This is a genomic window from Amycolatopsis orientalis DSM 40040 = KCTC 9412 (assembly GCF_000478275.1).
Taxonomy (GTDB): Bacteria; Actinomycetota; Actinomycetes; order Mycobacteriales; family Pseudonocardiaceae; genus Amycolatopsis; species Amycolatopsis orientalis.
Map to the genome: position 1 here is coordinate 472,912 of NZ_ASJB01000015.1, position 12,759 is coordinate 485,670.

Sequence of the window (12,759 nt, forward strand, 5' to 3'; positions counted from 1 at the left end):
GAACACCACCCAGCGCATCACCGAGTACATGAAGACGCCTTCGCACGCCCCGGCGATGAGCCGGGACAGGCGATAGTCGACGCCCAGCGCGGCCAGTCCCGCGCCGACGCCGAGCAAGAACGCCACGTAGTTGACGACGATCGCGATGACGTACAGCACCGCCTGCCTGCCCACGGGCGCGTGCGAGCGGAAGTTCATGCTGCGGTTCAGCACGAAGCTCAGCCCGAACGCGGTCGCGTACGCGAGCGTGATCGCCAGCCACACCGGCAGGCCGAGCCGGCCGCGCAGCAGGGTCAGCAGGATCAGGTCGACCGCGAAGGTGAACCCGTTGATGAGCGCGAAACCGAGGAAACTCGGCGCCACCAGCCGGGAAAGCCCGAAGGGGAGGCGCCGGACCACGGCCGCGCAGAAGTCGGCGAAGCGATCCGCGAAACCCTTGCCGCGGACCGCGTCGTGCACGTCGGCCACGAAGCCCAGCATGGCAGCGGCAGGTGGCCGCGAGCCGACGAACAGGTGATCTTCTGGTACGCCCTGGAAGCCGGGAACGGGGGTTATCCCCAGTGCGTCCTGTTTTTCAGCTGATAGCTTGGAGAGAACGAAGATAACGGGGAGGCAACGATGGTGGGCTGGTTGCTCCTGTCGTTCGGTGTCGCCTTCGGCTCCGCGATCCTTCCCATCGTCAGCGTCGAAATGTTCCTCATCGGCCTCTGCGCGAGCGAGCCGACCTTGCCGTGGCTGCTGCTCGGCGCCGTCGTCGCCGCGGGTCAGGTGGGCGGGAAGACGCTCTACTACCTCGCCGCGAAGGGCACCATCAAACTGCCGAAGCCGCTGCACGACCGGCTGCACCGGGAGCGGCCGCCCACTCCGCGGCGCGAACGATGGCGGGCGCGGACCAAGAAGATGCGCGCCCGACTCGACGCCCTCCGCGAACGCTGTCACCGGCATCCGCACTGGATGGCGGGCACCTACGGGGTGAGTTCGGTCCTCGGACTGCCGCCGTACATGGCCACGAGCGTGCTCGCGGGACTGGTGAACATGCCGCTGGCGAGCTTCCTGGCGACCGGGTTCCTGGGCCGCTGGCTGCGGTTCAGCCTGCTGGCCGCCTCACCCGCCCTCTTCGCCGGCTGGTTCCACTACTGACCGCCCGCATTTCGGCCTCTGAATGCGTCGGCCTGGGTCACCCATTCCCGCATTTCGTCCTCTAAGTGCAGGAGGCGGCTAAGTGCGGGAGGCGGCTTCGAGTTCGACGGCGCGCCGCATGGTCGCGCGGGCTCGCTTCCGGTCCCCCGCGATCTCGTACGCGTACGCCAGCCGGTACCAGACGCGCCAGTTCTCCTGATCCGCCTCGACCTCGGCCCGGCGCTCGTCGAACCACGCGTCCGCGGCGTCGCGATCCACCCGGCCCGACGGCCGCCGGGGCAGGTCGGAGACGTCGGGCAGGCCGCCTTCTTCGTCCAGCCGCCGCGAAAGGCGCTGGATCTGGACGCCGGAGCGCCACGTGGTCACGATGATCCAGATCCCGAGCAGCGGCAGCAGGAGCACACCGACGCCGAAGAGCACCGGCACCGTCTCGCCGGTGCGCAGCAACGCGATCGCCCGGCCGGCCAGCAGGACGACGTAGACGGCGAGCGCCGCCGTCATCACCAGCGCGAAGTTGCGGGCCCTCACAGGTCGAGGATGTTCTCGAGACCGACAGTCAGGCCGGGCCGCGTGAGCACCGAACGCACCCCGAGCAGCACTCCCGGCATGAACGACGTGCGGTGCAGCGAGTCGTGCCGGATGGTCAGGGTCTCCCCTTCGCCGCCGAACAGGATCTCCTCGTGCGCCACCAGGCCGGGCAGCCGGACCGAGTGCACGCGGACGCCTTCGACGAGCGCGCCGCGGGCACCGTCCACTTCGGACGTCGTCGCGTCGTCACCGGGAGCGAGACCGGCTTCCGCGCGGGCCTCGCCGATCAGCCGCGCGGTATGCGCGGCGGTGCCGGACGGCGCGTCGGCCTTGCGGTTGTGGTGCAGCTCGATGACCTCGGCCGAGTTGTAGAACCGTGCCGCCTGCTGGGCGAAGCGCATCGCCAGTACCGCGCCGAGGGCGAAGTTCGGCGCGATGAGCACGCCGAGCGACGGGTCGGCGGCGAGCCACGAGCGCAGCTTCCCCAGCCGCTCCTCGCTGAAGCCGGTGGTCCCGACGACGGCGTGGATCCCGTTGCCCGTCAGGAATTCCAGGTTGCCCATCACCGCGTCGGGATGGGTGAAGTCGACGACGACCTGCGCCTGCTTGAGCGCCGCGAAGTCGTCACCGGCGTCGAGCGCGGCGACGAGTTCCATGTCCTCGGCGCCGTTGATGGCGCCGACCACTTCCTGGCCCATCCGGCCGCGTGCGCCCAGCACGCCGACGCGAATCCCAGCGGTCATGATGCGATCACCTCGTGCAGATCGTCCGGAAGGTCGTCGGCGTGAGCGTACGGCCCGACCACCGCCGCCGCCGACACGCCACCAGGGCGGTGCAGCAGAGTGCGAGCGAGCGCACAGACCTCTTCGGTGGTGACGGCGTCGATCCGCGCCACCGTGTCGTCGACGCCGAGATACCGCGCGTAGTTCAGTTCGTTCTTGCCGATCCGCGACATCCGCGACGACGTGTCCTCCAGGCCGAGCACCAGCCCGCCCCGCAGCTGCCCCTTCGCGCGCGCGACCTCGGCTTCGCTCAGCCCGTCCTTGCCGACGAGTTCGAGCACCTCGCGGATCACGCCGGCGACCTCGCCGAGCTTCTCGGGCTGGCAGCCCGCGTACACGGCCATGTGCCCGGCGTCGGCGTAGCTCGCGACGGACGAGTACACCTGGTACGCCAGCCCGCGCTTTTCGCGGACTTCCTGGAACAGCCGCGAACTCATCCCGCCGCCGAGCGCGGCGTTGAGCACCGACTGCGCGAACCGCCGGTCGTCGTGCCGTGACAGCGAACGCAGACCGAGCATGACGTGCGCCTGCTCGGTGTCGTCGGTGTGCAGGGCGAGCTTCGGCACCATCGCGATCCGCGCGCGGCCCGAGCGCGGCGACACCGGGGTGGCCGTCCCGGTCAGGCGGTGCCGCAAAGCCTTCCGCACCAGGCGGAGCACCTGGCCGTGCTCGATGTTCCCGGCGACGGCGAGCACCATCCGCGGCAGCGTGTAGCGGCGCCGGTAGAACCCGCGCAGCGCGGAGGCGGACATCTCCACGATGGACTTCTCGCTGCCGAGCACGGGACGGCCCAGCGCGTGGTCGCCGAGGATCGCGCCGACGAACGTCTCGTGCAGCAGATCCTCGGGATCGTCGTCGCGCATCGAGATCTCTTCGAGCACGACACTGCGCTCGGTCTCGACGTCCTTGTCCGTGCACAGCGCCTCGAACACCACGTCGGTCACGAGGTCCATCGCGAGCGGCAGATCCTCGTCGAGCACCTGCGCGTAGTAGCAGGTGTGCTCCTTCGCGGTGAACGCGTTGAACTCGCCGCCGACCGCGTCGATCTCCTCGGCGATCTGGGTGGCGTCGCGGTTCGTTGTGCCCTTGAACAGCAGATGTTCGAGGTAGTGCGCGGCGCCTTCGACCGAGGACGGCTCGTCACGCGATCCGACACCGACCCACAGCCCGACCGTCACCGACCGGGACGCGGGCACGTGCTCGGTGATCACCCGGAGGCCACCGGGCAGCACGCTGCGCTTGACCACCGCACCGTCCGAAGTGGACTCGAGCGTACGGGTGCTGCCGACGGGCTGCTCGTGCCCGGCTGTGCTTGATCGCGCCAACGGATCCCTTACTCACCTGTCATGAAAGGGCCGTTCAGGACGACTCGCGTCCCGAACGACCCTTTCATGGCGTTTCACATCGGTCTGGCCGGACCTACTGGGCGTCGGCCTTCGGAGCGTCGGCCTTCTCGCCTTCGGCGGCCTTGGCGTCCGCCGAGTCCTCTTCCTGGACCACGATCAGGCTGATCTTGCCGCGGTTGTCGATGTCGGCGATCTCGACGCGGAGCTTGTCGCCCACGTTGACCACGTCCTCGACCTTGGCGATCCGCTTGCCGTTGCCCAGCTTCGAGATGTGCACCAGACCGTCCTTGCCCGGCAGCAGCGAGACGAACGCGCCGAACGCGGCCGTCTTCACCACGGTGCCGAGGAAGCGCTCGCCGACCTTGGGCAGCTGCGGGTTGGCGATGGCGTTGATCTTGTCGATCGCCGCCTCCGCCGACGGGCCGTCGGCCGCGCCCACGTAGATCGTGCCGTCGTCCTCGATGGAGATGTCGGCGCCGGTCTCCTCGGTGATCGAGTTGATCATCTTGCCCTTCGGGCCGATGACCTCGCCGATCTTGTCCACCGGGATCTTCACGCTGGTGACGCGCGGGGCGAACGGGCTCATCTCGTCCGGCGCGTCGATCGCCTCGGCGATGACCTCCAGGATGGTGAGGCGAGCGTCCTTCGCCTGCTTCAGCGCGGCCGCGAGGACCTCCGACGGGATGCCGTCGAGCTTCGTGTCGAGCTGCAGCGCGGTGATGATGTCCTTGGTGCCGGCGACCTTGAAGTCCATGTCGCCCATGGCGTCCTCGGCACCGAGGATGTCGGTCAGCGCGACGTAGCGGGTCTCACCGTCGACCTCGTCGGAGATGAGGCCCATGGCGATGCCGGCGACCGGCGCCTTCAGCGGGACACCCGCGTTCAGCAGCGCCATCGTCGAGGCGCAGACCGAGCCCATCGAGGTGGAGCCGTTGGAACCCAGCGCCTCGGAGACCTGGCGGATCGCGTACGGGAACTCGTCCCGCTTCGGCAGGACCGGGACCAGGGCGCGCTCGGCGAGCATGCCGTGGCCGATCTCGCGCCGCTTCGGCGAACCGACGCGGCCGGTCTCGCCGGTGGAGAACGGCGGGAAGTTGTAGTGGTGCAGGTACCGCTTCGTGGTCTCCGGGGAGAGCGAGTCGATCTGCTGCTCCATGCGGAGCATGTTCAGCGTGGTGACGCCCAGGATCTGGGTTTCCCCACGCTCGAAGAGCGCGGAACCGTGCGCCCGCGGGATCACGGCGACCTCGGCGGCGAGCGACCGGATGTCGGTCAGGCCGCGGCCGTCCATACGGATCTTGTCCGTGAGGACGCGCTTGCGCATGATCTTCTTCGACAGGGCCTTGAACGCCGCGCCGATCTCCTTCTCACGGCCCTGGAAGGCTTCGCCCTCGCCCAGGCCGATCTTCTCCAGCACCGCGGCCTTGACCTGGTCGGTCGCGTTGTCGCGGTCCTGCTTGCCCGCGATGGTCAGGGCGTTCGCGAGGTCGTCGGTCGCGATGGCGGCGACGGCGTCGAGCGCGTCCTGCTCGTAGGCGAGGAAGACCGGGAACTCGCCGGTCGGCTTGGCGGCCAGCTCGGCCAGCTGCTGCTGGGCCTCGCACAGCACCTTGATGAACGGCTTCGAGGCTTCGAGACCCTCGGCGACGGCGATCTCGTCCGGCGCCTTGCCACCATCGGCGATCAGGTCGAGCGTGCGCTCGGTGCCCTCGGCCTCGACCATCATGATCGCGACGTCGTCACCGACGATGCGGCCGGCGACGACCATGTTGAAGGTGGCGTCCTCGAGCTGCTTCCAGGTCGGGAACGCGACCCACTGGCCCTCGATCAGCGCGACGCGGACGCCGCCGACCGGACCGGAGAACGGCAGGCCGGCGATCTGGGTCGAGGCCGAAGCCGCGTTGATCGCGAGCACGTCGTACGGGTCGTCCGGGTTGAGGCTCTGGACGGTGATGACGACCTGGATCTCGTTGCGGAGACCGTCGGCGAACGACGGGCGCAGCGGCCGGTCGATCAGGCGGCAGGTGAGGATCGCGTCGGTCGACGGGCGGCCCTCACGGCGGAAGAACGCGCCGGGGATGCGCCCGGCGGCGTACATCCGCTCCTCGACGTCCACGGTCAGCGGGAAGAAGTCGAAGTGGTCCTTCGGGTGCTTCGACGCGGTGGTCGCCGAGAGCAGCATGGTCTCTTCGTCGAGGTACGCGACGACGGCGCCGGCGGCCTGACGGGCCAGGCGGCCGGTCTCGAAGCGAACGGTGCGGGTGCCGAAACGGCCGTTGTCGATCACGGCTTCGGTTTCGTGCACGGTGACTCCGGTGGAGTCGGTCATAGGGTGTATCTCCTCTTTTGTTCCTCTGTAACGGCGCGAGTCTCCCACCCTGGGACCTGTTTCGCCTGCGGACGCTCGAGGAGTGAGGCCGGTCTTCGATCGAAGCCCCCGGGCCGTTACCCGGGAACCACTACCGAGGACCGGCGGACGGATCCTCATGCGCGCTCGCGCCATGCCCCTCACGTGGAGAGGCGTTCTGTTCTTAAGCCGAGGGGGAGCGACCGCTGTGGCCACTCCCCCTCGGGTTCAAGCTATCGGCGGAGGCCGAGACGCTGGATCAGCGCACGGTATCGCTCGATGTCCACCTTCATCACGTAGTTCAGCAGCCGGCGGCGGCGGCCGACCAGCAGCAGAAGCCCGCGACGGGAGTGGTGGTCGTGCTTGTGAGCCTTGAGGTGCTCGGTGAGGCCGACGATGCGCTTGGTCAGCAGCGCGACCTGGGCCTCGGGGGATCCGGTGTCCGAGTCGTGCACGCCGTACTCGGCAAGGATCGACTTCTTTTCTTCGGTGGACAACGCCACTGTGGTGCTCCTAGATACTCTGTGCCGTGCGGCCCGGACGCTGCTTCACGCCGGGTGAGACGGTCGCGGCCGCCACGGACTGCAGCCGGACCCAATCATCGAGGTTACCAGCCTCGTGATCAGCGGCTTCAGGCGCGGGCGCGCTTCAGCTCGTACGACCGGATCACCCGGTAGCTCGACGCGCCCTGCTCACGGTCACTGCGGATCAGAACGGCTTCGGTGGCCGTCCAGGTTCTGCTGGTGAACCCGGCCAGCCGCTCCTCCCACGCGCTCGCGGCCCTCGGCCGGTCGCGGGGGAAGCGGGCCAGTGTCAGGTGGGCCGTGTACGGCCTGCCCTCGTCCTCCGCGCCCGCCTTGACGGCCAGCTCGTGGAGCCCGGTTCCGGTGACACTCAACCACAGCACCCCGGGGAATGTCGCGGCCTTTTCCAGCCGGACGTCGACCGCGGCCGCCACCGCCAGCCGTCCGGCGAGCCATTCGCCCCGTTCCCCGGGGTCGGCCTCACCGTAGAAACCGAGGGTTACATGCCAGTGTTCCCGCCGCGACCAGCGGAAATCGCCTTCTTCGGGTGCGCCCAGCGCCGTCGCGACCTCGTCGAGGACGTCGTCCGGCGGGATCAGGGCGCTGAAGAGGTTCATCAGGAGTTCTTGGCCGCCCGGCGCAGCAGGTCCGCCAGGGCGGGGAAATCGTCGTCGAGCAGCTTCGCGGCTTCGGTGAGGTCTTCGTCTTCGCCGATGTCCCGCAGCGCCACGAGCACGCCCTGGTCGTCGGCGACGGCGCCGACCGGGATGCTGTCGCGGCCCACCGTCGGCCGCGAGTCGCGGACGTCTTCGAGCGCCTCCTGCATGGCCTTGCGGTCCCCCGCGGCGACCGCCGGGACCAGCACCTTGCGCTCCAGCATGATCATCTTCGCGAGTACGACCGGGTTGCCGATCTTCGCGCGCCGCCCGCTCATCACCTGGCTGAGCATGGGCGCGCTGATGCCGAGCACCTCGGCGAGGAAGGCCTGGGAGATGTCGAACGCGACGACCAGTCTCCGGACCCGATCGCCGAGCGGCTCTCCGTACCACTCCCTCTGCAGCGCGATGTTCCGCTGGACGATCTTGTGGTCCTCCACCTGGCCCGCTCCCCTTAACCCCATCGAACGCCACGCGCGGTCTGTGACATCTTGCCACCCGGACGCACCGTGACGGGCGTGTTCGTACATTCTCACCCGGCCCGGGCCGGGTCCCGTTCAGTCCTGCTCGCCCAGCAGTTCCCTGGTCCGGCGGACGTCGTCGTCGATCTGCTTCACCAGACCCTCCGACGTCGGGAACCGGACCTGATCCCGCAGCTTGGCGACGAAATCGAGCGCGACGTGCTGCCCGTAGAAGTCCTCGTCGATGTCGAGGACGAAGGCCTCGACCGTGCGTTCCCGCCCGGAGAACGTCGGATTGGTCCCGACCGACACGGCGGCGCGCAACCTGCGGCCAGGATCCGACGAACGGGTGAACCAGGCGCCGTAGACCCCGTCGGCGGGCACCGCGGCGAACCGCGGCGTCGACAGGTTCGCCGTCGGATAGCCGAGATCGTGGCCCCGGCCGTCACCCCGGACGACGATGCCCTCCAGCCGATGCGGCCTGCCGAGCGCCTCGGCCGCCGCGACGACGTCGCCGGCGTCGATGCACGAGCGGACGTAGGTCGAGGAGAAGGTGATCTCGTTCTCCGTCTGCTGCCGCGCGAGCAGTCCCTGCAGTTCCGCGCCGTACGCGACGAAGCCGAACCGCTTCCCCAGTGTGCGCAGGAGGTTGACGTCACCGGCGGCCTTGGCGCCGAAGGTGAAGTTCTCCCCCACGATCACCGCGGCCGCGTGCAGCTTGTCCACCAGGACCTCGTGCACGAACTCGTGCGCCGTCAGCCGCGAGAGTTCCAGCGTGAACGGCAGCACGCAGAAGACGTCCACGCCCAGGCCCTCGACCAGTTCCGCCTTGCGGCGCAACGTGGACAGCTGCGCGGGATGACTCCCGGGCCGGATCACCTCCGACGGATGCGGGTCGAAGGTCAGCACCACACTCGGCACGCCGCGTTCGGCGGCGGCGCGGACCGTCCTCGAGATCAGCTCCTGATGTCCGCGGTGCACGCCGTCGAAGACGCCGATCGTCACCACGCACCGTCCCCAGCTCCCGGGGAGGTCACCCAAACCACGCCAACGCTGCACTTGTGCCCCGTCTCCTCCAGGCCTGCTTCGTGCACCACCCTAGGCCGTGCCCTGCGCGGCACGCTCCCGGGCCGACCACACAGGACACGACCTAGGCGGGCAGCAACACGACCACCGAGCGGGCCAGTTCGCCTTCGTCCGCGGCGAGCGCGAGCACCCGGCCGTCCGGTCCGAACATGCCGTACGTGCCCTCGATCCCGGCCGCGGGCACCCTCTGTCCATATCGGACCGCCTGGGCCGCGCGGGCGTCCAGGTCGCGGCGCGGGAACGCGGCGGCGACGGCGGCGTCGAGGTCCAGCGACAGCTCCGGTTCGGCCTCGAGCTGGTCGAGGGTGCGCGCCTTGGCGAGGGTGAACGGCCCGACCGTGGTGCGCCGCAGCGCGAGCAGATGCCCGCCGACCCCCAGTCCGGCACCGAGATCGCGGGCCAGCGCCCGCACGTAGGTCCCGGACGAACACTCGACGATGGCGTCGAGTTCGATCCGGCCGGCCTCGCGGCGGGTGGCGAGCAGATCGAACCGGTGCACGGTGACCGGACGCGGCGGGATGACCACCTCTTCGCCGGCGCGGACCCGGGCGTACGCGCGCTTCCCGTCGATCTTGACCGCGCTGACCGCGCTCGGCACCTGCTGGATGTCGCCGGTCAGGGCGGCGATCCCGGCGGCGATCGCGTCGTCGCTGATCTTCTCGACGGTTTCGGGGGCGGCTTCGGCGATCGGCTCGCCCTCGGCGTCGTCGGTCGTGGTGGACAGTCCCAGCGAGAGGGTCGCGAGATAGGTCTTGCGGTCCAGCGCCAGATGGCCGAGGAGTTTGGTCGCGCGTTCGATGCCGAGCACCAGGACGCCGGTGGCCATCGGATCCAGGGTGCCGGCGTGCCCGACTTTGCGGGTGCCCATGAAGCGACGCGCCCTGGAGACGACGTCGTGGGAGGTCATCCCGGAAGGCTTGTCGACGATGACGAGACCGGGCGGCGGAGCGGGACGTTTCTTGGCTTGAGCCTGATTGGGGCGCGACACGGGGCGAACCCTATCTTTCGGGCCTCCGCCTAGGACGAGACGGGCAGCGGCGCCTCGGCGTCCCAGCGGCGGCGCCGGATCTGCACCGGGATCTCCTCACCGCGGGCCTCGGCTTCGAACAGCACGGCGCGGGTGCGGCGCCACCACACGAGCATCCGGAAGGTGCCGAACGCGAGCACCGCCATGACCGACAGCAGCGCCCAGCGGAACGCGCCGCCCGTCCATTCCAGCAGCACCCCGACGGCGAGCGCCGAGATCGTCGTCGCCACGAAGCCGCCGACGTTCACGACACCGGTGGCGGTGCCGACCCGGGCGAGCGGGTTGTAGTCCCGCGCGAGCGCGAAACCGATCATCGACACGGGGCCGCCGAGGGAAAGGAACGCGAACGCGGGGACCAGGACCGCGACCGGGATCGTCCCGCTCCAGCCGAGCAGGACCGCCCACAGCACCGCGGCGGCGCCGATGTACCCGCCGACGAGCGGCATCCGCAGCGACGGGCGCCGTCCGATCAGGCCGCCGACGACGGGACCGCCGATCATCGAACCGAACACGAAGACGATCAGCAGCGAACTCGCGGTGGCCTTCGCATAACCCTGTCCCTGCACCAGGAACGGGACACCCCACAGCATGGTCAGCACGTTGGGCGCGAACATCGTGCTGAAGTGGACCCAGAATCCGAGCCGGGTCCCCGGGGTGCGCCAGGCGTCGGCGACCTGGCGGCCCAGCGCCTTCGGCCGCACCTTTTCGCGCACGGGCTCCGGGGCGCCGCGCGGGATGTCCTCGACGCGGAGGGCGACGACGGCGGTGTACAGCGCGGTCACCAGGCCGACGGCGAGGAAGGTCGGGGTCCAGCCGGGGCCGTCGAGCAGCAGGCCGAGCGGGAGGGTCGCGCCGAGGTTGCCGACGTAGCCGATGGCCCCGGTCAGCGCGGCGATCAGGGCGTACTGGCGGCCGGGGAAGTGCGCGGCGATCAACCGCAGGATGCTCACGAAGGTCAGCGCGTCGCCGAAGCCGACGACGGCGCGGGCGAGCAGCCCCAGCGGGTAGGAATCGGCGATCGCGAGCAGGATCTGGCCGAGCCCCAGGAACAACACCGCGCCGGTGAGCACGCGGCGCGGGCCGTAGCGGTCGACGAGGACGCCGGTGGGGATCTGCATGGAGGCGTAGACGCCGACCTGCAGGACGGTGAAGGTGCCGAGCGCGGCCGCGCCGACGCCGAAGCGGTCGGCGGCCTGCAGCCCGGCGACGCCGAACGACGTGCGGTGGAAGACGGCGAGCAGGTAGACGGTGACGGCGGCGAACCAGATGAACCAGGACCGGCGGGTGGCTCGGCCTGTCACGGTGTTCCTCCTCGGGACGGTTTTCGGGCGAGAACAGGCGCCCGCACTGCCGCCCCAGTAGTTGTATCGCCTAAGCAACGGCGAAACATACCCGTTACCCGGGTAACTTTCGCCACACGTCGCGCCACGTCGCCCGCCACCGTCCGCATTTCGTCCTCTGGATGCGGTAGTTGCACGCGCAAGTACCGCATCCAGAGGACGAAATGCGCGGGGGGTCAGGCCACGCGGACGGCGCCCTCGACGGCCCAGCGGCCCGAGCGCCACCGCACCAGCAACGTCGCCAGCCGCAGCAGCATGAACAACGACAGCCCGGTCCAGATCCCGGCCAGCCCCCAGCCGAACGCGAGCGAAAGCCAGATCAGCGGGAGGAACCCGGCCGCCGCGCTGAGCAGGGTCGCGTTGCGCAGGAACGCGGCGTCGCCCGCGCCGAGCAGGACGCCGTCCAGCGCGAACACCACCCCGGCTATCGGTTGCAACGCGACGAAGAACCACCACGCGTGCGGGATCTCGCCGAGCACGCCGACGTCCGAAGTGAACACCTGCGGCAGCACTCCGGCCAGCGATGCGAACACGACCCCGAGGAAGCAGCCGAAGACCAGGCCGTAGGCGGTGATCTGGCTCGACACCCCTCGCGCCCGTTTGCTCGCACCGGCGCCCAGCGCCGCTCCCACCAGCGATTGCGCGGCGATCGCCAGCGAGTCCAGCACGAGCGCGAGGAACGTCCACAGCTGCAGGACGACCTGATGGGCGCCCACGGCCTCGGTGGACGTCCTCGCGGCGACGGCGGCGGCGGAGACGAAGCACGCCTGGAAGGCGAGGCTGCGCAGGACCAGATCCCGGCCGAGGCCGAGCTGGGCGCGCATCACCTTCGGCTCCGGCCGCAGCGGGACCCGCTCCCGCACCAGTGCCACGATGAACAGCGACGCCGAGATCACCTGCGCGACGACGTTCGCGATGGCCGAGCCTTCCAGTCCCCAGTCCGCGCCGTACACCAGCACCGGGCACAGCACGGCGGAGATCCCGTTGCCCGCCAGGACATAGCGCAGCGGTTTCGCGGAATCCTGCACGCCGCGCATCCAGCCGTTGCCCGCCATCGTGATCAGGATGAACGGCGTCCCGAACAACGCGATCCGCAGCCAGGAGACGGCGGCGTCGGTGATCGCCGCGTCCCCGGAGAGCACCCGCGCGATGGGCGCGGCCAGCAGCTGCCCAGCGACGATCACGACCAGCCCGACGATCACCGCCAGCCACGTCGCCTGGACACCTTCGCGGACGGCGTCGCCACGGCGTCCTGCGCCGTGCAGCCGCGCGGTACGCGACGTCGTGCCGTAGGAGAGGAACGTCAGCTGGCTCGACACCTGCGACAGCACCACACCGCCGACGGCGAGCCCGGCCAGCGGCAACGCGCCGAGGTGGCCGACGACGGCCGTGTCCACCAGGACGTACAGCGGTTCGGCGGCGAGGACGCCGAGCGCGGGGACGGCGAGGCCGAGCACGCGTTTCGGTGGGACGCGCTCGTCGGGTTCGGTGGCTTCAGGCACCACCGCAGACTAATGGTCTG

At 69.9% G+C, this 12,759-nt stretch carries 12 protein-coding genes and 1 pseudogene; 1 reads left to right on the forward strand and 12 read right to left on the reverse strand.

Annotated features, from left to right (window positions below; all coding sequences use genetic code 11):
* Window positions 1-12: 12 nt before the first annotated feature.
* Window positions 13-480 (reverse strand): annotated as a pseudogene (locus tag L324_RS04655) (GtrA family protein); the annotation flags it as partial.
* A gap of 138 nt (window positions 481-618) precedes the next feature.
* Between L324_RS04655 and L324_RS04660 the strand changes: the two are divergent.
* Entirely contained in the window at window positions 619-1,140 is a 522-nt protein-coding gene (locus tag L324_RS04660) for a YqaA family protein (protein WP_037304351.1), read from the forward strand.
* Between the two features lie 78 nt (window positions 1,141-1,218).
* On the opposite strand, the gene L324_RS04665 is transcribed toward L324_RS04660, so the two are convergent.
* The 11 genes from L324_RS04665 to L324_RS04715 all read right to left on the reverse strand — a co-directional run bounded on the left by L324_RS04665 (window position 1,219) and on the right by L324_RS04715 (window position 12,742).
* Window positions 1,219-1,668, reverse strand: coding sequence for a tetratricopeptide repeat protein (locus L324_RS04665; protein WP_037304352.1), 450 nt, complete (start codon window positions 1,666-1,668; stop codon window positions 1,219-1,221).
* Window positions 1,665-2,411 (reverse strand): 4-hydroxy-tetrahydrodipicolinate reductase, encoded by a 747-nt coding sequence (gene dapB / locus L324_RS04670; RefSeq protein ID WP_037304353.1) that lies wholly within the window; start codon window positions 2,409-2,411, stop codon window positions 1,665-1,667. Before dapB ends, L324_RS04665 begins: the two co-directional genes overlap by 4 nt.
* Window positions 2,408-3,775 (reverse strand): M16 family metallopeptidase, encoded by a 1,368-nt coding sequence (locus L324_RS04675; protein WP_037304354.1) that lies wholly within the window; start codon window positions 3,773-3,775, stop codon window positions 2,408-2,410. The genes dapB and L324_RS04675 overlap by 4 nt, the downstream gene beginning before the upstream one ends.
* Before the next feature lie 94 nt (window positions 3,776-3,869).
* Window positions 3,870-6,125 carry a polyribonucleotide nucleotidyltransferase gene (locus L324_RS04680; RefSeq protein ID WP_037304355.1) on the reverse strand — a complete coding sequence of 752 codons (2,256 nt, stop codon included), beginning with the start codon at window positions 6,123-6,125 and terminating at the stop codon, window positions 3,870-3,872.
* A 251-nt stretch (window positions 6,126-6,376) separates the two neighbouring features.
* Window positions 6,377-6,646, reverse strand: coding sequence for a 30S ribosomal protein S15 (gene rpsO / locus L324_RS04685; RefSeq protein WP_003084034.1), 270 nt, complete (start codon window positions 6,644-6,646; stop codon window positions 6,377-6,379).
* 128 nt (window positions 6,647-6,774) lie between these two features.
* On the reverse strand, window positions 6,775-7,284 hold the full coding sequence (gene thpR / locus L324_RS04690; RefSeq protein ID WP_037304357.1) for an RNA 2',3'-cyclic phosphodiesterase: 510 nt from the start codon (window positions 7,282-7,284) through the stop codon (window positions 6,775-6,777).
* Window positions 7,284-7,763, reverse strand: coding sequence for a helix-turn-helix domain-containing protein (locus L324_RS04695; RefSeq protein ID WP_037304358.1), 480 nt, complete (start codon window positions 7,761-7,763; stop codon window positions 7,284-7,286). The genes thpR and L324_RS04695 overlap by 1 nt, the downstream gene beginning before the upstream one ends.
* Before the next feature lie 117 nt (window positions 7,764-7,880).
* Window positions 7,881-8,843 carry a bifunctional riboflavin kinase/FAD synthetase gene (locus L324_RS04700; protein WP_081736181.1) on the reverse strand — a complete coding sequence of 321 codons (963 nt, stop codon included), beginning with the start codon at window positions 8,841-8,843 and terminating at the stop codon, window positions 7,881-7,883.
* A 91-nt stretch (window positions 8,844-8,934) separates the two neighbouring features.
* Window positions 8,935-9,858, reverse strand: a complete 924-nt coding sequence (truB, locus tag L324_RS04705) for a tRNA pseudouridine(55) synthase TruB (protein WP_081736182.1) — start codon at window positions 9,856-9,858, stop codon at window positions 8,935-8,937.
* 29 nt (window positions 9,859-9,887) lie between these two features.
* Window positions 9,888-11,198 (reverse strand): MFS transporter, encoded by a 1,311-nt coding sequence (locus tag L324_RS04710; protein ID WP_037304360.1) that lies wholly within the window; start codon window positions 11,196-11,198, stop codon window positions 9,888-9,890.
* A 215-nt stretch (window positions 11,199-11,413) separates the two neighbouring features.
* Window positions 11,414-12,742, reverse strand: a complete 1,329-nt coding sequence (locus tag L324_RS04715; RefSeq protein ID WP_037304361.1) for an MATE family efflux transporter — start codon at window positions 12,740-12,742, stop codon at window positions 11,414-11,416.
* Window positions 12,743-12,759: the final 17 nt, after the last annotated feature.

Coding starts and splice junctions, on each gene's coding strand:
- L324_RS04660 (WP_037304351.1), top strand. CDS start 619: ATGGTGGGCTGGTTGCTCCTGTCGTTCGGTGTCGCCTTCGGCTCCGCG.
- dapB (WP_037304353.1), bottom strand. CDS start 2,411: ATGACCGCTGGGATTCGCGTCGGCGTGCTGGGCGCACGCGGCCGGATG.
- L324_RS04680 (WP_037304355.1), bottom strand. CDS start 6,125: ATGACCGACTCCACCGGAGTCACCGTGCACGAAACCGAAGCCGTGATC.
- thpR (WP_037304357.1), bottom strand. CDS start 7,284: ATGAACCTCTTCAGCGCCCTGATCCCGCCGGACGACGTCCTCGACGAG.